General features: G+C 74.9%; 18 protein-coding genes and 1 tRNA gene. 10 read left to right on the top strand and 9 right to left on the bottom strand.

Translation table 11 applies throughout. The features are described from left to right. Window positions 1–67: 67 nt before the first annotated feature. The 3 genes from ACFXDE_RS23050 to ACFXDE_RS23040 all read right to left on the bottom strand — a co-directional run bounded on the left by ACFXDE_RS23050 (window position 68) and on the right by ACFXDE_RS23040 (window position 2,740). A complete protein-coding gene (locus ACFXDE_RS23050) occupies window positions 68–868 on the bottom strand; it encodes an NDP-sugar synthase (protein WP_380496681.1) in 801 nt (266 codons plus the stop codon). Window positions 869–1,018: 150 nt separating this feature from the next. Beyond that, on the bottom strand, window positions 1,019–1,465 hold the full coding sequence (locus ACFXDE_RS23045; protein WP_380442448.1) for a hypothetical protein: 447 nt from the start codon (window positions 1,463–1,465) through the stop codon (window positions 1,019–1,021). 183 nt (window positions 1,466–1,648) lie between these two features. Next, a complete protein-coding gene (locus ACFXDE_RS23040) occupies window positions 1,649–2,740 on the bottom strand; it encodes an ABC transporter ATP-binding protein (protein WP_380442446.1) in 1,092 nt (363 codons plus the stop codon). 283 nt (window positions 2,741–3,023) lie between these two features. Between ACFXDE_RS23040 and ACFXDE_RS23035 the strand changes: the two genes are divergently transcribed. Then, a tRNA-Thr gene (locus tag ACFXDE_RS23035) sits at window positions 3,024–3,097 on the top strand. A 70-nt stretch (window positions 3,098–3,167) separates the two neighbouring features. Here ACFXDE_RS23035 and ACFXDE_RS23030 read toward each other — a convergent pair. From ACFXDE_RS23030 to ACFXDE_RS23010, 5 genes are all read right to left on the bottom strand, one after another. Then, complete coding sequence (locus ACFXDE_RS23030; protein ID WP_380496680.1) at window positions 3,168–4,379, bottom strand: sensor histidine kinase; 1,212 nt, start codon at window positions 4,377–4,379, stop codon at window positions 3,168–3,170. Beyond that, the gene (locus tag ACFXDE_RS23025) at window positions 4,376–5,155 is read right to left on the bottom strand and encodes a response regulator (RefSeq protein WP_380496679.1); all 780 of its coding nucleotides are present in this window, start codon (window positions 5,153–5,155) and stop codon (window positions 4,376–4,378) included. The genes ACFXDE_RS23030 and ACFXDE_RS23025 overlap by 4 nt, the downstream gene beginning before the upstream one ends. Before the next feature lie 26 nt (window positions 5,156–5,181). Continuing rightward, the gene (locus ACFXDE_RS23020; protein ID WP_380496678.1) at window positions 5,182–6,027 is read right to left on the bottom strand and encodes a hypothetical protein; all 846 of its coding nucleotides are present in this window, start codon (window positions 6,025–6,027) and stop codon (window positions 5,182–5,184) included. Between the two features lie 220 nt (window positions 6,028–6,247). After that, window positions 6,248–6,922: a class F sortase gene (locus tag ACFXDE_RS23015; protein WP_380496677.1), complete on the bottom strand. Its 675-nt coding sequence runs from the start codon at window positions 6,920–6,922 to the stop codon at window positions 6,248–6,250. Window positions 6,923–7,127: 205 nt separating this feature from the next. Further along, window positions 7,128–7,634, bottom strand: a complete 507-nt coding sequence (locus ACFXDE_RS23010) for a hypothetical protein (RefSeq protein WP_380442436.1) — start codon at window positions 7,632–7,634, stop codon at window positions 7,128–7,130. Window positions 7,635–8,092: 458 nt separating this feature from the next. Between ACFXDE_RS23010 and ACFXDE_RS23005 the strand changes: the two genes are divergently transcribed. From ACFXDE_RS23005 to ACFXDE_RS22995, 3 genes are all read left to right on the top strand, one after another. Continuing rightward, complete coding sequence (locus tag ACFXDE_RS23005) at window positions 8,093–8,221, top strand: hypothetical protein (protein ID WP_380442434.1); 129 nt, start codon at window positions 8,093–8,095, stop codon at window positions 8,219–8,221. Between the two features lie 69 nt (window positions 8,222–8,290). Next, window positions 8,291–10,132, top strand: a complete 1,842-nt coding sequence (locus ACFXDE_RS23000; protein ID WP_380496676.1) for an ABC transporter ATP-binding protein — start codon at window positions 8,291–8,293, stop codon at window positions 10,130–10,132. Then, window positions 10,129–10,959, top strand: a complete 831-nt coding sequence (locus ACFXDE_RS22995) for a serine/threonine-protein kinase (protein WP_380496675.1) — start codon at window positions 10,129–10,131, stop codon at window positions 10,957–10,959. Before ACFXDE_RS23000 ends, ACFXDE_RS22995 begins: the two co-directional genes overlap by 4 nt. Window positions 10,960–10,961: 2 nt before the next feature. Here the strand turns inward: ACFXDE_RS22995 and ACFXDE_RS22990 are convergent, their stop codons facing one another. Continuing rightward, a complete protein-coding gene (locus ACFXDE_RS22990; protein WP_380496674.1) occupies window positions 10,962–11,759 on the bottom strand; it encodes a hypothetical protein in 798 nt (265 codons plus the stop codon). Window positions 11,760–11,963: 204 nt separating this feature from the next. Between ACFXDE_RS22990 and ACFXDE_RS22985 the strand changes: the two genes are divergently transcribed. The 6 genes from ACFXDE_RS22985 to ACFXDE_RS22960 all read left to right on the top strand — a co-directional run. Then, window positions 11,964–13,289: an MFS transporter gene (locus ACFXDE_RS22985; protein ID WP_380496673.1), complete on the top strand. Its 1,326-nt coding sequence runs from the start codon at window positions 11,964–11,966 to the stop codon at window positions 13,287–13,289. A 335-nt stretch (window positions 13,290–13,624) separates the two neighbouring features. Further along, window positions 13,625–13,858, top strand: coding sequence for a hypothetical protein (locus ACFXDE_RS22980; protein ID WP_380442424.1), 234 nt, complete (start codon window positions 13,625–13,627; stop codon window positions 13,856–13,858). A gap of 138 nt (window positions 13,859–13,996) precedes the next feature. Beyond that, window positions 13,997–14,524 carry a methylated-DNA--[protein]-cysteine S-methyltransferase gene (locus ACFXDE_RS22975; RefSeq protein ID WP_380496672.1) on the top strand — a complete coding sequence of 176 codons (528 nt, stop codon included), beginning with the start codon at window positions 13,997–13,999 and terminating at the stop codon, window positions 14,522–14,524. A gap of 213 nt (window positions 14,525–14,737) precedes the next feature. Further along, a complete protein-coding gene (locus ACFXDE_RS22970; RefSeq protein ID WP_380496671.1) occupies window positions 14,738–16,159 on the top strand; it encodes a family 2B encapsulin nanocompartment shell protein in 1,422 nt (473 codons plus the stop codon). Between the two features lie 202 nt (window positions 16,160–16,361). Continuing rightward, window positions 16,362–17,411 carry a family 2 encapsulin nanocompartment cargo protein polyprenyl transferase gene (locus ACFXDE_RS22965; protein WP_380442417.1) on the top strand — a complete coding sequence of 350 codons (1,050 nt, stop codon included), beginning with the start codon at window positions 16,362–16,364 and terminating at the stop codon, window positions 17,409–17,411. Continuing rightward, window positions 17,300–17,566, top strand: a 267-nt coding sequence (locus tag ACFXDE_RS22960; protein WP_380496685.1) for a DUF1702 family protein, incomplete at its 3' end; no start/stop codon positions are given. The genes ACFXDE_RS22965 and ACFXDE_RS22960, both read left to right, overlap by 112 nt.

Raw genomic sequence — 17,566 nt, 5'->3', positions numbered from 1 at the left:
GCTCCGTGGGGGAGCACCCGGCCGACCGCCTTCTCGCATGGGTTACCGGGGGGTCTTCTCGCATGGGTTACTGGGGGGCGCGGCCCGCGCCGGCAGCGAGCTCCTTGGCGGCCTCCGTGAGGTCCTTCGCGGTGTCGATCGCGCGCCAGTACACGCCCTGCGGCAGCTGGTAGCCCGCCAGCCGCTTGCTGCGGGCGAGTTGGGGGAACGTGGTGCGCTCGTGATCGCCCACGTCCGGCAGCAGCTCGGCGAACTCCGGGCTGAACACGTACAGGCCCGCGTTGATGAGGAACGGCGACGGCGGGGCCTCGATGAAGTCCAGCACGTTGCCGAACTGGTCGGTCTCCACCGCGCCCCACGGGATCCGCGGCCGGGCCAGGGCGAGCGTCGCGACGGCGTCCCGCTCGTGGTGGAAGGCGGCCATGTCGCGCAGGCTGAAGCGGGTCCAGATGTCGCCGTTCGTGGCGTACCAGGGCTCGTCCGGGCGGGGCAGCGCCCTGGCCGCGTACTTGAGCCCGCCGCCGCGCCCGAGCGGCTCCTCCTCGACGACCGTGCGCACGCGCAGCGGCAGGTCCGCCTTGTCCAGCCACTCCTGCAGCACGTCGGCCAGGTGGCCGCAGGACACCACGACGTCCGTGACGCCCTCGGCGGCGAGCCACGCCAGCTGGTGACCGAGGATCGGCGTGCCCGTGCCCGGGATCTCGACCAGCGGCTTCGGGCGGTCGTCCGTGTAGGGCCGCAGCCGGGAGCCCTGGCCGCCGGCCAGGATGACGGCCTGCGTGACGGGCGTCGTGGTCGGCCGCGGCGGCTGTGCCTGCTGTGCCTGCGGGGGCGTGGGGTCGGCGGCGGGGCCGGAGTCAGCGCTCATGGCTGAACAATAGGCGCGCGGACGGGGGTTGGAGCCGCGGTTGCCGGGGCGGCGGGTGCGCGTTCAGGTGTTTGGGCGTGCGGGCCGGTGGGCCAGCGGGCTGGCCGGCGGGCGTGCGGGCGTGCGGGCGTGCGGGCCGGCGGGTAGGCGTCAGCCCGTGATGCCGGCCGCGAACGAGCCGTCGCAGACCGGGCGGGCGAACGAACGGGCCCGCTGGACGTCGCCCTGGTACTTCTTCACCGTCGCCCGGCCCAGCTCGGTGGCGAGCGAGGTGCAGTACGGCGTCAGGGCGGGCTGCTCGCGCATCGAGCGCTCCAGCAGGTCCAGCGCGGCGGCCGGGCTGTGCTCGCGCAGCTCGTCCAGCATCGCGACGCGCAGCGCGTCCTGCGGCGCCAGCCCGTCGGGAGTCTTGCCGGCCGCGCCCGCGGTGCGTCCGATGCCCGCGCCGTCGCTGCTGGACGCCGCGACGACCTGCTGGTCGAGCCCGGTCGGCGGGGCCCACGGGACCCGGGTCACGGCGAGGGTGCCGGTGGTCACCAGGACGACGGGCAGGGTGAGGGCGACGGTCTGGCCGATACGGCGCAAAAGCTGCTTCACGCTCAGGAGCGTAGCGGTGGGTGCGCCCCGGATCGCCCTCCGTTACACCATCGAGTGACGACGTGTCCGGGTTCGTCCCGTCACCGTGTTGACGCGGGGGTGTACGGACGGAGCCCGCCGGACCGGGAGGCGGTCCGACGGGCTCGTGTCGCGCTTGCGCCGTGCCGGTGGTGTGCCGTCGGCTCAGCTGCTGAGGCGGGCACCCGTGCTGGTGGAGAACACGTGGGTCTCGTCGGCGATCGGCACGACGTGGATCGTCTCGCCGCGGGCCGGGATCTGCCGGCCGTGCACGCGGACCACGATGTCCTTGTCCTCGCCGCCGATCTTGGTGGTGCCGTAGACGAAGCCGTCCGAGCCGAGCTCCTCGACCACGTTGACCGTCACCGCGACGCCCTCGATGCCGCCGGCCGGGACGACCTCGAAGTGCTCCGGGCGGATGCCGACGGTCACGGTCTTGTCGAGGCCGGCGCCGGACAGGTCGTCACGCGAGATGTTGACCACCGAGCCGCCGAACTTCACGCCGCCGTCCACCAGCGGCACCTCGACCAGGTTCATGGCCGGCGAGCCGATGAAGCCGGCCACGAAGAGGTTGGCGGGCCTGTCGTACATGTTGCGCGGGGTGTCGACCTGCTGGAGCACGCCGCCCTTCAGCACCGCGACGCGGTCGCCCATGGTGAGCGCCTCGGTCTGGTCGTGGGTCACGTACACCGTGGTGATGCCCAGGCGGCGCTGCAGGCCGGCGATCTGGGTGCGGGTCGAGACGCGGAGCTTGGCGTCCAGGTTCGACAGCGGCTCGTCCATCAGGAAGACCTGCGGCTGGCGCACGATCGCCCGGCCCATCGCGACGCGCTGACGCTGACCGCCGGACAGCGCCTTCGGCTTGCGGTCCAGGTACTCGGTGAGGTCGAGGATCTTCGCGGCCTCCTCGACCTTGGTGCGGATCTCGGCCTTGTTGACGCCGGCGATCTTGAGCGCGAAGCCCATGTTCTCCGCGACGGTCATGTGCGGGTAGAGCGCGTAGTTCTGGAACACCATCGCGATGTCCCGGTCCTTCGGCGGAAGGTGGGTGACGTCCCGGTCGCCGATCCGGATCGCGCCGCTGTTGACGTCCTCCAGACCGGCCAGCATGCGCAGGCTGGTCGACTTGCCGCAGCCCGAGGGGCCGACCAGCACGAGGAATTCGCCGTCCGCGATCTCCAGGTCCAGCGCGTCCACGGAGGGCTTGTCCGCCCCCGGGTAGACGCGGGTCGCCTGGTCGTACGTGACAGAAGCCATGGTTGAGCTCTCCTTCACCGGCAGGAACGTGCCGGACGATCCGAGTAAAGGGGGGTTTCGTTCGTCTCACCGACCCGCCGAGTGGTCTGGACCACTACACGAACCGGCTCCCGGCGACGCTACCTGTGCCCCCGCCGCTTGTCAGCCCCCCTCCGGCCCGATTTCCGCATCGTTTCCATCACGCCCGCCCCGGCCGCCAACCCCCGGATATCCCCCCACCCCGCCACCCGCGCCCGGTAGACTGCCCCCGGTGCCGCCGTGATCCGTCGCGGACGGCCACCGTGCCTCCTTAGCTCAGCTGGCCAGAGCACCGCTCTTGTAAAGCGGGGGTCGTCGGTTCGAACCCGACAGGGGGCTCTGCGTGTGGAGGGCCAGTCCGCCGGGGTGCATCCGGTCGGGCTGGCCCTTCGGTGTTGGTGGGGCCGGGTCAGGAGGGTGGCGCGGCGGGGAGGGTGAGGGTTGCGAGGGCGCCGCCGGTGGGGTGGTTGGCGAAGGCCAGGGTGGCGCCGATGACGCGGGTGTGGCCGGTGGCGATGGTGAGGCCGAGGCCGTGGCCGCGGCCGCGTTCGGGGGCGTTGGTGCGGAAGCGCTGCGGGCCGTCGTCGAGGAGGTCGTCGGGGTAGCCGGGGCCGTGGTCGCGGACGGTGATGCGGTGGCCGTCGACGTGGAGTGCGACGGGGGCGGCGCCGTGGCGGTGGGCGTTGACGACGAGGTTGCCGAGGATGCGGTCCAGGCGGCGGAGGTCGGTGCGCACCTCGGCGTCGGCGGTGACCGTGACGTCCACGTCCAGGCCGGTGAGCGTGACGGTGCGGCGCACCGCCCGTTCGAGGGGGACGGTGGAGAGGTCCGGGGTCTCGACGTCGGCGTCGAGGCGGGAGACCTCCAGCAGGTCCTCGACGAGGGCGCGCAGGGCTTGGACCCGGTTCTGGACGAGCTGGGTGGGCCGGCCCGGGGGCAGCAGTTCGGCGGCGGTGACCAGGCCGGTCAGCGGGGTGCGCAGCTCGTGGGCGACGTCCGCGGTGAAGCGCTGCTCGTCCGCGAGCCGCCGGTGCAGCGAGCGGGACATCTGGTCGACGGCCGCCGCGAGGTCGGCCACCTCGTCCCGCCCGTCGACGAGTTCGCCGATCGGGGTGTCGGTCCGGCCGGCGGCGATGCCCCGGGCGGCGGTGGCCGCGGTGCGCAGGCGGCGGCTGATCCGGTCCGCGACCAGCACGCCGGCCAGGACGGTGGTGAAGACGGCCGCGACGACGGTGAGCAGGATGATCCGGTCGAGGTCGGCGATCGCCTGCCGGTCCTGGGTGAAGTCGACCCGGACCGAGAGCACGGCGTTCTGGACCGGTCCGGCCGCCCACATCGTCTCGCCGTCCGGCCCGGCCGCCAGCAGCGTGCCCTGTCGTCCGTCGGCGGCGAGCGTGTGCAGGCGGGCCGGCAGCGCGGGGTCGTTGAGGGCGGCGCCGTGGGCGGGGGCCTCGCCGCGTCCGTACGCGCCGAGCGAGGAGTCGAGGGCGGCGACGGCGGTGGCGCGGGCCTGGTCGACGTGCTGGCGGATCATCGCCTGGTGGACCAGCAGGCCGACGGCCACCGCGACCAGGACGGAGATCGCGGCGACGGCGGTGGCGATCTGGCGGCGCAGCGTCATGCCGGCCGCCGCAGCTTGTAGCCGAAGCCGCGGACGGTCTCGATCCGTCCGGCGCCGATCTTGGCGCGCAGCCGCTGCACGTGGACGTCGACCACGCGGGTGTCGGCGCCCCACTCATAGTCCCAGACGCGTTCGAGCAGGGTCGAGCGCTCCAGCACGATGCCGGGCGCGGCGGTGAACTCCAGCAGCAGCCGCAGCTCGGTGGGGGTGAGCGGGACGAGGCGGCCGTCCACCCGGACCTCCATGCTGTCGGTGTCCACCTGCATGCCGTCGAAGCTGCGCACGGTGGGCGAGGGGGACGGGGAAACAGCGGCGGAGACAGAGGGGGAAACAGGAGGGGAAACGGAAGGGGGCGGCGTGGGGAGGTCGTCGTCGGCAGGGGCCGGGACGACGCGGATCCGCCGCAGGACCGTCCGGATCCGGGCGACCAGCACGGCGCTCTCGAACGGCTTGACCACGTAGTCGTCCGCCCCGGCCTCCAGCCCGGACACGACGTCCACCGGGTCGGTGCGCGCCGACATCATCAGGATCGGCAGCTGGCTCTCCTCGCGGATCCGCCGGCACAGCCCGACGCCGTCGAGGAGCGGCAGCATGACGTCCAGCAGGACCAGGTCCGGCCGGACGGCGTGGAACGCCTCCAGCCCTTCCAGGCCGTCGGCGGCCGTGGAGACGGGGAAGCCGTAGCGCTCCAGGGCCATCCGGGTGGCCTCGCGGATCACCTCGTCGTCCTCGACGATCAGGATGCGGGGCTGCGCGGGCGTCTCGGCGGGGGTCATGGGTGCTGAGGCTAGGGGGTCGGGGATCACGGCTGCACTCCCGGGAGGGCGGGCGTCGGCCGGGCGGGGTTCTTGGGGACGAGCGGGGACGGCACGGCCGTCGGGGTGGCCGGCTCGGCCGTCGGACGGACGGGGCCGGGGGCGCGGCCGCCCGGGGGCATGACGGACGTCACCGGGTCCGGTGCGGCGGACGGGCCGGGCAGCGGGCCGGTGCCCTCGAACTTCTGCTCCAGCCGGACGAGCCGGACGCCGTCCCACTGGTAGTGGCTGGTGGTCTGGACGGAGGCGGTGGTCTGCTCGTGCAGCCACAGGTCGGTGCCGATGGTCTCGGCGCTGAACAGCGGCACCAGCTTGACCCGCAGGATCGGTACGAGCCGGTCGTCGACCAGGGTGTAGACGTGCAGCACGACCTGCTGGGGCACGGCCACGGCGGTGATCAGCTCGGGCTTGCCGTCGCCGGTGAGGTCGCGGAACTCGGGGCTGCGGACCGCGCAGCCGGTGCACGATCCGAGGGCCGGCCGCTCCTCCGCGCTCACGCCGGGGTCCTTCGTGAGGACGGCGTGGACGTCGACCGCGGTGATGTCCCGCCCGGCCACGGTCAGGTCGGGCACGGGCTGCGGCGGCGCCTGGGACGCGGAGCCGGTCTCGGCGGTGGAGGAGGACGGCGTCGGCGGGGCGTTCAGTCCGGGCCAGAGCGGCTGGGCCCGCAGCGGCGGTGTCACCGGCTGCGACGGGCCGTGGTCCTTCAGGCCGCCGGGGTCGGCCCGGCCCACGACCAGGGCCGCGGCCACCGCGACGAGGACGGCCACGGCCGCGAGGGCGGCCACCGGCGTGGCGGCGCGCCGTCGGCGGGGCGGGGGTGCTGCTGCCACGTCGGTGCTCGCCCTCCTGGAATGCCTGGCCTGGGATGCCTGGCCTGGGATGGCCTGGCCTGGGGTGCCTGGCCTGGAACGCCTGGTCTGGGATGCCTGGTCGTAGGGGGACGCCGCAGGCGTACGGCGTCCTTGGTGTGCCTTTGGTGTAGGTCGTGCCGGCGGTGGCCGGCGGTTCCCGTGCGGCCGGCCGGGCCGCCTCAGGCCGCCTCAGCCGGCCTCAGGCCAGGTCGGCCAGGACGACGATGTTGTCGGTCCAGTGGCCGTCCGCACCGATGCTGCCGCCGCAGGTGATGAGCCTGAGGGTCGGGGCCGGGGTGTCACCGTAGACGGTGTCGGTCGGGAAGCGGTCCTTGGCGGCCTGCAGCAGTGAGCGGACCTTGAAGTCCACGGTGGTGCCGTCCGCGCGTCGCACCTGGACGAGGTCGCCCGGCCGCAGCTGCGGCACGCGGTGGAAGACCGCCGGGCCGTGGACGGTGTCGTAGTGCCCGATCAGGACGGCGGGGCCGGTCTCGCCCGGGGTGGGCCCGTTGCGGTACCAGCCGACCTCCCCGGCCCGGTCGGCCGACGGCACCTGGACCGTCCCGTCGGCGTTCAGGCCGAGGCCGGTCACCGGGGCGTCGACGCCGGCCGACGGGATGAGCAGGCGGGTCGGCTCCGAGGCGGGGAGGGCCTTCGGGGCGGCGGGCGGTGCGGTGGCGGCGGAAGCGCCGGCGCCGGTGGTGCCGGAGACGCCCGGGGTGGACGCCGCGGGCCCGGGGGCCGGACCGTCCGTCGCGCTGCCGTGCGCCGAGGACTCGATCCGGACGACCGGCGTCTCCTGGGAGCCGATCGCCACCGACACGCCGAGCACCAGGCACAGCAGCCCGGCCGCCCCCACGACGGCCCGGCGCACCACGCCCGGTCTGCGCCGGGGCCCGCGCCGCCGCCGTCCGCGCCCTCGTTCCGGTACAGGCCCCTGCCCTCGTCCCCGACCGGTCGCGCGCCGCCGCCGGCCGGCCGGTGCCCCGTCCGCGCCCGGGGCCGCCCCGGCACCGCCGCCCCGCCTGGCCAGGTGCGGGGCTGCGGCGCCGGGGTGCCCGGAGGGCTCGGGGCCGGTGTCAGCCGCGCGCACCGGAGCGGCGGCGCAGGAGGGCGAAGCCCAGCGCCCCGGCGCCGACGGCCGCGACGGCACCGCCGGCGGCCAGCGTGAGGCCGTTGCCGTCGGTCGCGGTGGACCCGTCCCCGGCCTGGGCGGCGCCCTTCGGGACCTCGCGGACCTGCGGCCGGTTGGTGTCCTTGGCGTCGGCCGGCGCGGGCGTGGCGGTGGGCGTCTTGGCGACGCCCTCGGCTGCGGGCGCACCGGCGGTGGGCCGGGCCGGAGCCGGCTGGGCGGGTGCGGAGCCCTTCGGCACCACGACCGCGCCGGAGGCGGCGGGGCCGGCGGTCGGGGTGGCCGTCGGGATGGCCGGGGCGGCGCTCGGGGCGGCCGTGGGCGTGGCCGGGGCGGGGGCCCCGTCGGCCCACGCCTGCCCGCCGGTCAGGGCGGTCAGCAGCGCGGCCCCGGTCAGTGCGCAGACGGCCAGGACCCGGCGGCCCGGCGCGCGATCGGTACGGCTCCTGCTCATGGGGTGCTCTCCTTCGTCGGCATCGTCGACGCTCGTCGTCGATGGTCGGCATTGACGTCCGTCGTCGACGTCCGTCCTCGACGCGTTCCGACCCCTGCGGCCGGTGCGTCGACGGAGACGTTAGGGAGCCCGTGTCGCGGTCCCCGGCCGGTCGCGTCACGGCGGCCCATCGGCTTCGTAACGCCCCCGACGGCCTTCGTAACGGCTCCGGAGGGCTCTGTAACGACGGCCGGGCAACGACGGCCGGGCAACGATGGCCGCGCAACGACGGCCGGGCAACGACGGCCGGGCGACGAAGGCCCGGCAACGCCCCCCGGAGCCCCGGCAACGACCCCCGGAGCCCCGCGGCACCACCCAACTCCCGGTACGCGGAAGGAAACCTCCCCCGCCCCTGAACCAACCCGCCCGCCCGTGCGTACCCCCTGGTGATGGGGGGACCGGAGAGAAAGGTGGCAGCGATGAGCATGCTGGCCAACCTGGTCCCGGCGATGCGGCACGGCGGCAAGCACGACCGCAAGACCGGCAAGGAGACCAGGGACTCCAAGGCGGGCCGCCGTCGTCGTCGCGGGTCGAACTCGCGGCACTGACGGCCCCGCCGTCCTGTCAGGGCCGGGCCCCCGGCGGCCCGGCCACGTTCCACGGGCTGGAGTCGAACCGTGTGGTCACCGCTGCGGCCGACGGCCGCCGACGCGGGTGACGGCGACGGCGCCCGGGTGGATCCGGTCGTCGAGCCGGCCCCGGCCCTGCCGCTGCGGCGGACGTTCGGGCGGCTCTGGCCCTACACGAGGGGCGGGCGGCGCTGGCTGGCCCTGCTGCTGGTCCTCGTCCTGGCCGGTCCGGTGGTCGACGCGGCCGCGATCTGGCTGTTCAAGGTCGTCGTCGACGACGTCCTCGTCCCGCACAGGCTCGGCCTCTTCCTGCCGGTCGCGCTCGCCTACGCGGGGCTGACGGTCGTGGCGGGGGCCCTGGGCTTCGCCGACGAGATGACCTCGACGTGGGTCGGCGAGCGCTTCCTGCTGGCCCTGCGGGCGGACGTGTTCCGGCACCTGCAGGGCCTGTCGCTCGGCTTCTTCGAGCGGCGGCGGCTCGGCGACGTGCTGGCGCGGCTGACCGGCGACGTCGAGGCGGTCGAGACGTTCCTGCTCTCGGGCGTCGTCGACGCGGTCGCGTACGTCGCCGAACTCGCCGTCTTCCTGGGGGTGTTGTTCTACCTCCGGTGGGACCTCGCGCTGGTCGCGCTCATCGTGGTGCCGCTGTTCTGGTTCACCGCGCGGCACTTCTCGGCGCGGGTGAAGGCCGCCTCGCGCGAGCGGCGGCGGCGCAGCGGCTCGGTCAGCGCGCTCACCGAGGAGTCGCTCGGCAACATCGCGCTCGTCCAGGCCTGCAACCGGCAGGGCTGGGAGCAGGAGCGGTTCCGGCGGGAGAGCATGGCGCGGTTCCGGGCGACGATGGAGGCGACCCGCCTGCGCGCGCTGTTCGCGCCGATCGTGGACGTCCTGGAGCTGGCCGGCGCGCTGATCGTCCTCGGAGTGGGCGCCTGGGAGCTCGCGCGCGGACGCCTGACGCTGGGCGAACTCCTGGTCTTCGTCGCCCTGTTGAGCCGGCTGTACGGCCCGGTCCGGGGGATCTCCCGGCTCAGCAACGGCTTCTACTCGGCCTCCGCCGCCGCCGAACGGATCCTCGAACTCCTCGACGAGCGCCCGCAGGTGAGCGATCCGCCGGTGCCGCTGCGCCCCGCCCGGGTGCGCGGGGCGGTGGCCTTCGACGGGGTCTGGTTCCGCTACCCGGGCTCGACGCGGGTGGCGCTGTTCGACGTGTCGTTCCGCGCCGAGCCGGGCGAGACGGTCGCGCTGGTCGGCCCGAGCGGTGCGGGCAAGTCGACCGTCGCCAAGCTGCTGCTGCGCTTCTACGACCCCGAGCGCGGGGCCGTCCGCCTGGACGGGATCGACCTGCGCGAACTGGCGGTCGCCGACCTGCGCGAGCACATCGCCGTCCTGCTCCAGGAGACCCTGGTCGTCCACGGCACCGTGCGCGAGAACATCGCGTACGGGCGGCCGGGCGCCACGGACGCCGAGATCGTGGCCGCCGCTCGGGCCGCCGACGCCCACGAGTTCGTCAGCCGGCTCCCGGACGGCTACGACACGGTGGTCGGCCGCAACGGGCGGCTGCTGTCCGGCGGGCAGTGCCGGCGGCTGGCGATCGCCCGCGCGATGATCCGCGACGCGCCCGTGCTGATCCTCGACGAGCCGACGACGGGGCTGGACGCCGAGTCCGCGCGGCGGGTCCTGGCGCCGCTCGGGCGGCTCATGCGGGGCCGGACGACGATCGTCGTCTCGCACGACCTGTCCGCCGTCCGGCACGCCGACCGGATCGTGCTGCTCCGCGACGGCTGCGTCGCGGACAGCGGCACGCACGGGGAACTGCTGGCCCGCGACGGCGGATACGCGCGACTCGACGGGCTGCAGCGCTCCGACCTGGCCGAGGAGGTGCCGAGTTGAGTCCGGACACCGTCCAACCACCCCTCCCCGCAGGGACGTTCATCGCCCCCGGGTACCAGGTCCTGGCGCACCTCTGCCGCACCGGCTGGCTCGACCTCTACGACGCCTGGAGCGGGGAGCGCGACTGCCGCTGCGTCGTGAAGGTGCTCCGACCGGACCGCCGCCGCGAGCGGCGGCTGCGCGCCCGGCTGCTCCAGGAGGGTCGCTGGCTGGCCGAGTTCACGCACCCGCACCTCGTCCGCGGCTACGGGACGGGCGAGCGCCCGCAACCGTACGCCGTCCTGGAGACGCTCGCCGGGGAGACGCTCTCCCACGTCCTGGACACCCGCCCCCGCCGCCCGGCCGCCGCCGACGTGGCCATGCTCGGGCTCCACCTGTGCTCGGCCGTCCACTACCTGCACGGCCGCGGCCTGCTGCACCTCGACCTCAAGCCCTCCAACGTCGTGATCGACTGCCGCCGCGCCAAGGTGCTCGACCTCAGCGTCGCCCGTCCGCCCGGCCCGGCCGCACCCGGCATCGGCACCGACGGCTACCTCGCCCCCGAGCAGGCCCGTGGCGGGCGGCTCACCGCGGCCGCCGACGTGTGGGGCATCGGCATCACCCTCTACGAGGCCGCCACCGGCGACGTCCCGTACGACGGCCCGGACCCGGACGGCCCGGCACCACCGGTCTCCCGGCGCCGCCGCCTCCCGCGCCCGCTGGCCGCCGCCATCGACGCCTGTCTGCGCACCGACCCGGAAGCCCGCCCGAGCGTGCCCGAACTGGCCGACCGTCTCGACGAGTTGCTCCCCCAGGGGCGCCGCGCGGTGCCGCCGGACGAGCAGTGACCTCAGCGCGCCGCCCGCAGCCGGCGCAGCGTCCAGTCCGTGCCCAGTCGCTGCGTGTGCGCCGTGAACAGCTCCGCGGCCCGGCGGTACGACAGCCGCCCACGGCCCGTGTGCGGGCAGCGGTCCGCGGGTGCGGTGCCGGCAGGGGCCCTGCGGTCGGTGAGGAAGAGCGGCCCGGTGGCGCGGCCGGCGACGAGGAGGGGGAGCAGGCGGGCGGTGCCGGCCTGCCACTGCACCGCCGGCCGCCCCGGGCGGGTGCGGGTGCGGCGTGCCGGGAGGTCGAGGTCGTCGGTGTTCAGGGCGAGGACGGTCTCGATCGCGGCGCCGGACTCGTGCAGCAGGTGCCACAGCGTCTGCTCGCGCAGCGGCGCCCGGAGCGCGAACAGGGCGCGCAGCTCGTCCGGGGTGAGCGGGCCGGCGGCGGGTGCGGGGGCCGGGTGGGCGCGCAGGCCGGTGGTCGGGTCCCGGGTGATCCAGCCCCGGGCGCGCCACCAGGCCACGGCCGCGCGCAGGGTGGACAGCTCGCGGTTGAGCGTGCGCGCGTCGGTATCCGCGGCGCGGCGGGTGACGGCGGCGCCGAGGCGGGCGGCGGCGTCCGGGTGGTCGAGCAGGGCGAGCGGGAGGACGGGCGGCCGGGCGCGGCGGCGCCCCGGGCCGGTGGGGGCGGTCCGGCCGGCGAGTGCCCAGGCCCAGGTGTCCAGCCCGATCCGGTAGACCCGGCGGGAGCCCTCGGCGAGTCCGGAGAGGGCGAGGTAGCGCTCGACGGCGACGGCGTACTCGACCGGGGGAAGCTCTGTCATCAGTGATCCTCTGCCGCAGTAAACGAATGCCTCACGGACGCTTGAATCGTATCCGAAAATCGCAGTAAACAGCAGGTGAAACGGTGTCCAGCTAGCCGTTTACTGCGGCACATGCGGCCATCGCAGAAATTGATGCGAAAAGACTCAAGTTTTTCCGCCGGAGCCCTTGAACGGCTGTTCCGCGCGGAGGCAGACTTGCCGCCCATGGCAGTGGAAACCGAACGGATCCCGGCCCGTCGACGGCGCCCTGGAGACCGTCTCGCCGTGCTGGGCGAGCGCGACTTCCGGTGGTTCTTCGCGGGCTACGCGACGTCCCTCCTCGGCTCCGCGATGGCACCGGTGGCGGTGGCCTTCGCGGTGCTCGGCGGCGCAGCGGACGGCAGTGGCGGCCCCGGTGGCGGCGGCCCCGGCGCTGGCGGCACCGGCGGGGACGGTGCCGACCTGGGCTGGGTGATGGCCGCCCGGATCCTGCCGGTGGTGCTGGTCCTGCTCGCCGGCGGAGTGATCGCCGACCGGCTCGGCAGCCGCCGCATGATGCTCGCCTCGGACGGGCTCCGCGGAGTCGTCCAGGCGCTGTTCGCCGTGCTGCTGGCGACCGGACGGGCGCCGCTGTGGGCGATGGTGGCGCTCGTCGCCGTGTGGGGGATCGGCGAGGGGCTGTTCATGCCGGGGCTCGGCGCGCTGGTGCCCGGCCTGGTGCGCCGCCAGGAGCTCGTCGGCGACGCCAACGCGCTGCTGGGGATGGCCCGTTCGGTCGCGACGGTGGCCGGTCCCGCACTGGCCGGCGTGATCACGGCGGTCTGGGGGCCGGCGGTGGTGCTGGCGGCCGACGCGGCGACGTACGGGGTCGGCGCGTTCGCGCTGTACCGGCTGCGCCTGGCCGGTGCGGCGCCGGACGGCGGGCGCGAGTCGCTCCTCGCGGACCTCCGCGCCGGCTGGTCGGAGTTCGGCTCCCGGCCGTGGCTGTGGATCACCACCGCGCACATGGGGCTCTTCAACCTGCTGGTGTGGGCGCCGTTCCTGGTCCTCGGGCCGCTCACCGCGCAGCGCGAGCTCGGCGGTGCGCGCGCCTGGGGCGCGGTGATGGCCGTGTACGGCGTCGGTGCGGTGCTGGGCGGCCTGCTGATGCTGGGCCGTCGCCCGGCCCGGCCGCTGGCGGTGGCCACCGTGGCGACGCTGGGCTGGGCGCTGCCCTCGGCGGCACTGGCGGCCGGTGCGGCGCTGCCGTGGGTGGTGGCCGGGGCGCTGGTCGCGGGCGTCGGCTCGGCGGTCTGCGGCACGCTGTACGGCACGACGATGCAGCGCTGGGTGCCGCCGGAGGCGCTGGGCCGGGTGACGTCCTTCGGCGCGCTGGGCGCCTTCGCCCTGGGGCCGGTGGGCCTGGCGGCGGCGGGACCGCTGGCGGGGCGGCTCGGGACGGGGACCGTCCTGGCGCTCGGCGCCCTCTGGCAACTCGGCGCCGCCGTGGCGGTGCTGGCCGTACCCGCCGTGCGCCGCCGCCCCTGGGAGGGCGACGAGGAGGCGACCTGAACCCGCTCCGGGGCGCACCCCCGGGCGGACGCCCGGCCCCGGCGCGCCACCGCCCCGCCCGCCCGGTGGACCCGCCGGCGGGTGGGGCCGCCCTCCGCGTCCCTCCGCCCGGGCCACCCTCCCCGCCCCGGGCCACCCTTCCCGCCCCGCCCGGGCCACCCTCCGCCCGGGCCACCCTCCCCGCCCCGCCCTGGGCCGCACCCTCCCCGCCCCGCCCCGGGCCACCCTCCCCGCCCCGCCCCGGGCCGCACCCTCCCCGCCCCCGGGCGGTCCCGGCGAGCCGGTCGTACGGTGGAGGGTGCGGGGGTCGACGGAGTCGACGGAGGAGGCCGGCCATGCCCGGTTCGCTCACCATCAGCCACCACGAGGCCGCGGTGGCCCTCGACCACACGGACGCCGCGCGGCTCGCCACCGTGCTGGAGGAACTGGCCTATCTGCTGGAGATCCCGGGCCCGAACCGGATCAACGACGCGCAGCTCACCGTCCTGTGCGAGGGCCGCGCGGCGAACCGCGCCGAGCTGTCGCACTGGTCCCGCGCGCTCGCGGCGCAGCTGAAGGGCCGGCTCTAGCCCGGCGCACCGGCGCCGCCACCGGGCCCGCCGTACGATGGCGCGCGGGGCGGGCGGTGGTCGCACGCCTCCCGGGTGCCGGGGTGGCCGGCGGCCGGCCCGGTGGAGGGTGAGGGTGGGGGCCCGAGCGTGTCGCAGATGTCCTGGCTGACCGTGCCGACGCCGCTGCCGAGCGGCCCGATGCACATCGCCGTGACGCCGCTGGGCGTGGCGGCGGCGGGTTACGGCGGCCGCGACGGCGAGGCGCCGGCCTGCACCGACGGCGCGAAGATCGCCGCCGTCACCGACCGGATCGGCGCCTACCTGGCGGGCCGCAGCCGGGAGTTGGGCCTGCCGATCGACTGGAGCCTGAGTAGCGGCCCGCACCGGGAGGTGCTGCGGACGCTGTGGCGCGAGGTGCCGTACGGGCGGACCATCACCTACGGCGAACTGGCCGCGCGCAGCGGGGTGTTCGAGGACGTGACCGAGCCGGGCCTGGCGGCCCGCACGGTGGGGCAGATGATGGCCGCCAACCCCGTCGCGCTGCTCGTGCCGTGCCACCGGGTGGTGGCGGCGGACGGCATCGGGGGCTTCGGCGGCGGCCGGGTCGGGATCGACGTGAAGCGCTGGCTGCTGACCCTGGAGGGCGTGCTGGAGCCGACTCTCGACTGGAACGGCCCACTCTGACGCACCGGATGCGGGAGGATGGCACCCGGCATTCCGGCGAGTTCGATTAAGCAATCGAACAAATATCGAGCAAGTGATCTAGTCGTACTATTTGTTCGGTTATTCCGAACCACTCGAATGAGTGATTGCGGCGTGCCTCCGTTCGGGCCCACCATGAAGTTGCACCATGAATATGCAAGGCGTCACTTCATCGGGTTTGCGAAGGGCTCCCCTATGTCGACCGAAACGAATGCCGGTATTCCTGCGCCGGGTGCGCAGCCGGAGATCCGGCAGCAGCAGAGTCTGAGCACGGCGGGTGCGCGGAACCTCGCCACGACCACCAAGTCCGCGCCGCAGATGCAGGGCATCAGCCCGCGCTGGCTGCTCAGGATGCTGCCGTGGGTGCAGGTCTCCGGTGGTACCTACCGGGTGAACCGTCGCCTGCGCTACTCGATCGGCCGCGGCCGGGTGAGCTTCGTCAAGACGGGCGCCGAGGTGCGGATCGTCCCGCCGAGCCTCACCGAGGTGCCGGTGCTGCGCGGCTTCCAGGACGAGGCCCTCCTGGAGGAGCTGGCCGGGCGCTTCGTGCAACGCGAGTTCTCCGCGGGTGACGTGCTGATCTCCGCCGGTGCGGAGATCAGCGAGGTCTTCATCATCGCGCACGGCAAGCTGGAGCGGATCGGAACGGGCAAGTACGGCGAGGAAACGGTCATCGGCACCCTCGCCGACGGCGACCACCTCGGCGACGAGGCCCTGCAGGAGGACACCAACACCTGGCCGTACACGGTGAAGGCGGCCACCGCCGGCACCGTGATGGTGCTGCAGTGGCCCGCCTTCCAGGAGCTCCACGACCGCTCCGAGTCGCTGCAGCTGCAGATCATGGAGTACCTGAACGGCTTCCAGCAGGCGCAGAACAAGCACGGCGAGGCCGCGATCGACCTCTCCGCCGGCCACGAGGGCGAGTTCGAGCTGCCCGGCGCCTTCGTCGACTACGAGCTGAAGCCGCGCGAGTACGAGCTGAGCGTCGCCCAGACGATCCTCAAGGTGCACAGCCGGGTCGCCGACCTCTACAACCAGCCGATGAACCAGACCGAGCACCAGTTGCGGCTGACGATCGAGGCCCTGCGCGAGCGCCAGGAGCACGAGCTGATCAACAACCCGGAGTTCGGCCTCCTGCAGAACGCCGAGTACGACCAGCGGATCCAGACGCACTCCGGCCCGCCCACGCCGGACGACATGGACGACCTGCTCAGCCGCCGGCGCAGCACCAGGATGTTCCTCGCGCACCCGAAGGCGATCGCCGCCTTCGGCCGCGAGTGCAACAAGCGCGGCCTCTACCCGGGCACGGTCGAGGTCGAGGGCAAGCACGTCACCTCGTGGCGCGGGGTGCCGGTCTTCCCGTGCAACAAGATCCCGATCATCGGCGGCCACACCAGCTCGATCATCGCGATGCGGGTCGGCGAGGACAACCAGGGCGTCATCGGCCTGAACCAGACCGGAATTCCGGACGAGTACCAGCCGGGCCTTTCGGTGCGGTTCATGGGGATCGACGAGAAGGCCATCATCTCCTACCTGGTCAGCGCCTACTATTCGGCCGCCGTCCTGGTGCCGGACGCGATCGGCGTCCTGGAGAACGTGGACATCGCCCAGCGCTGAGGCGGGCGCCGCGGGCTGGCCGCGGAGGCGGCCCGCACGGCACGCCGACCGCACCCCGTCCCACCGCACCGAGCGCCGTCCGGCCCGGGCCCGTGTCCCGGGCCGGACGGTGCCACGCGCGCCCTACCGCGCACCGGCCGGCCGCGTCGCCCCCCGGGCGGCGGCCGGCCTTCTCACGACAGGTCATCAGGGGGAGGAACCCATGACGAGCCCCACGCTGGAGCGGGACCACCGGGAGGGCCACGAGGCCGAGGACGTGCTCGTCCGGGCCCGCGGTCTGGTCGACCCGGTCCTGCGGGCCGCCGTCGACTCGCTGCCGGGCGCGATGCGCAAGGTCGCCGGCTACCACTTCGGCTGGTGGGAGGCGGACGGCTCGCCCTCCGCGTCGCCCTCCGGCAAGGCGATCCGCCCGGCCATGGTCCTCGCCGCCGCCCAGGCCCTCGGCGGCGACCCGGCCGCGGCCACCGCCGCCGCGGCGGCCGTCGAGCTGGTGCACAACTTCACCCTGCTCCACGACGACGTCATCGACCGCGACGAGACCCGCCGCCACCGCCCCACCGCCTGGCGGGTGTTCGGCACCACCGAGGCGATCCTGGCCGGCGACGCGATGCACTCGCTGGCGCTGCGGCTGCTGGCCGAGGACACCCACCCGGCCGCCCGGTCCGCCGTCCGCCGGCTCACCGACTGCGTGGTCGAGCTGTGCGAGGGCCAGCAGATCGACTGCGCCTTCGAGCAGCGGGACGACGTCTCGCTCGCCGAGTGCCTCGCGATGGCCGAGGCGAAGACGGGCGCCCTGCTGGGCGCGTCCTGCGCGATGGGCGCGGAGTACGGCGGCGCGTCCGAGCGGGCGGCGAAGGCGATGGACGGCTTCGGGCGGGAGATCGGTCTGGCGTTCCAGCTGATCGACGACCTGATCGGCATCTGGGGCGACCCGGCCGTCACCGGCAAGCCGGTCGGGGCGGACCTGGTGGCCCGGAAGAAGTCGCTGCCGGTGGTCGCGGCGCTCGGCTCGGGCACGCCCGACGGCGCCCGGCTCGCCGAGCTGTACACGCTGGAACGGCAGCTCAGCGCCGAGGAGTTGGCACTCTGCGCGGCGGCCGTCGAGGGCGCGGGCGGGCGTGGCTGGGCGCAGGGCGCGTCCTGCGAGCGGATGGCCGCCGCGATGGACCTGCTGGCCGTGGCCGTGCCCGAGCCGGCCCGGACGGACGAACTGCTCGCGCTGGCCGAGCTGGTGACGCGCCGCACCCACTGACCGCGCGGGGGAGTGGGGGGTGGGGCCCCGCCCCGGGCCCCCCCGCCCCCCCCCCCGTCCACGCCCCCCGCGCCCTCGACCAGGGGATCGGCCGGGCGCTGTGGGTCGTCGGCGGCACCGACCCGGGCGTCGTCGCCGGGCTGATCGAGCGGTTC

The sequence above is a fragment of the Kitasatospora sp. NPDC059408 genome (genome assembly GCF_042751525.1).
Classification (GTDB): Bacteria; Actinomycetota; Actinomycetes; order Streptomycetales; family Streptomycetaceae; genus Kitasatospora.
Note: the sequence above shows the minus strand (reverse complement) of the source record. Positions and strands in the feature narration are given on the sequence as shown.

Excerpts from the sequence above, each read along its gene's own strand:
- ACFXDE_RS22965 (WP_380442417.1), top strand. The coding sequence starts at position 16,362 with ATGACGAGCCCCACGCTGGAGCGGGACCACCGGGAGGGCCACGAGGCC.
- ACFXDE_RS23010 (WP_380442436.1), bottom strand. The coding sequence starts at position 7,634 with ATGAGCAGGAGCCGTACCGATCGCGCGCCGGGCCGCCGGGTCCTGGCC.
- ACFXDE_RS22990 (WP_380496674.1), bottom strand. The coding sequence starts at position 11,759 with ATGACAGAGCTTCCCCCGGTCGAGTACGCCGTCGCCGTCGAGCGCTAC.
- ACFXDE_RS22975 (WP_380496672.1), top strand. The coding sequence starts at position 13,997 with ATGTCCTGGCTGACCGTGCCGACGCCGCTGCCGAGCGGCCCGATGCAC.
- ACFXDE_RS23050 (WP_380496681.1), bottom strand. The coding sequence starts at position 868 with ATGAGCGCTGACTCCGGCCCCGCCGCCGACCCCACGCCCCCGCAGGCA.
- ACFXDE_RS22970 (WP_380496671.1), top strand. The coding sequence starts at position 14,738 with ATGTCGACCGAAACGAATGCCGGTATTCCTGCGCCGGGTGCGCAGCCG.
- ACFXDE_RS23005 (WP_380442434.1), top strand. The coding sequence starts at position 8,093 with ATGAGCATGCTGGCCAACCTGGTCCCGGCGATGCGGCACGGCGGCAAG.
- ACFXDE_RS22980 (WP_380442424.1), top strand. The coding sequence starts at position 13,625 with ATGCCCGGTTCGCTCACCATCAGCCACCACGAGGCCGCGGTGGCCCTC.
- ACFXDE_RS23040 (WP_380442446.1), bottom strand. The coding sequence starts at position 2,740 with ATGGCTTCTGTCACGTACGACCAGGCGACCCGCGTCTACCCGGGGGCG.
- ACFXDE_RS23030 (WP_380496680.1), bottom strand. The coding sequence starts at position 4,379 with ATGACGCTGCGCCGCCAGATCGCCACCGCCGTCGCCGCGATCTCCGTC.
- ACFXDE_RS22985 (WP_380496673.1), top strand. The coding sequence starts at position 11,964 with ATGGCAGTGGAAACCGAACGGATCCCGGCCCGTCGACGGCGCCCTGGA.
- ACFXDE_RS23025 (WP_380496679.1), bottom strand. The coding sequence starts at position 5,155 with ATGACCCCCGCCGAGACGCCCGCGCAGCCCCGCATCCTGATCGTCGAG.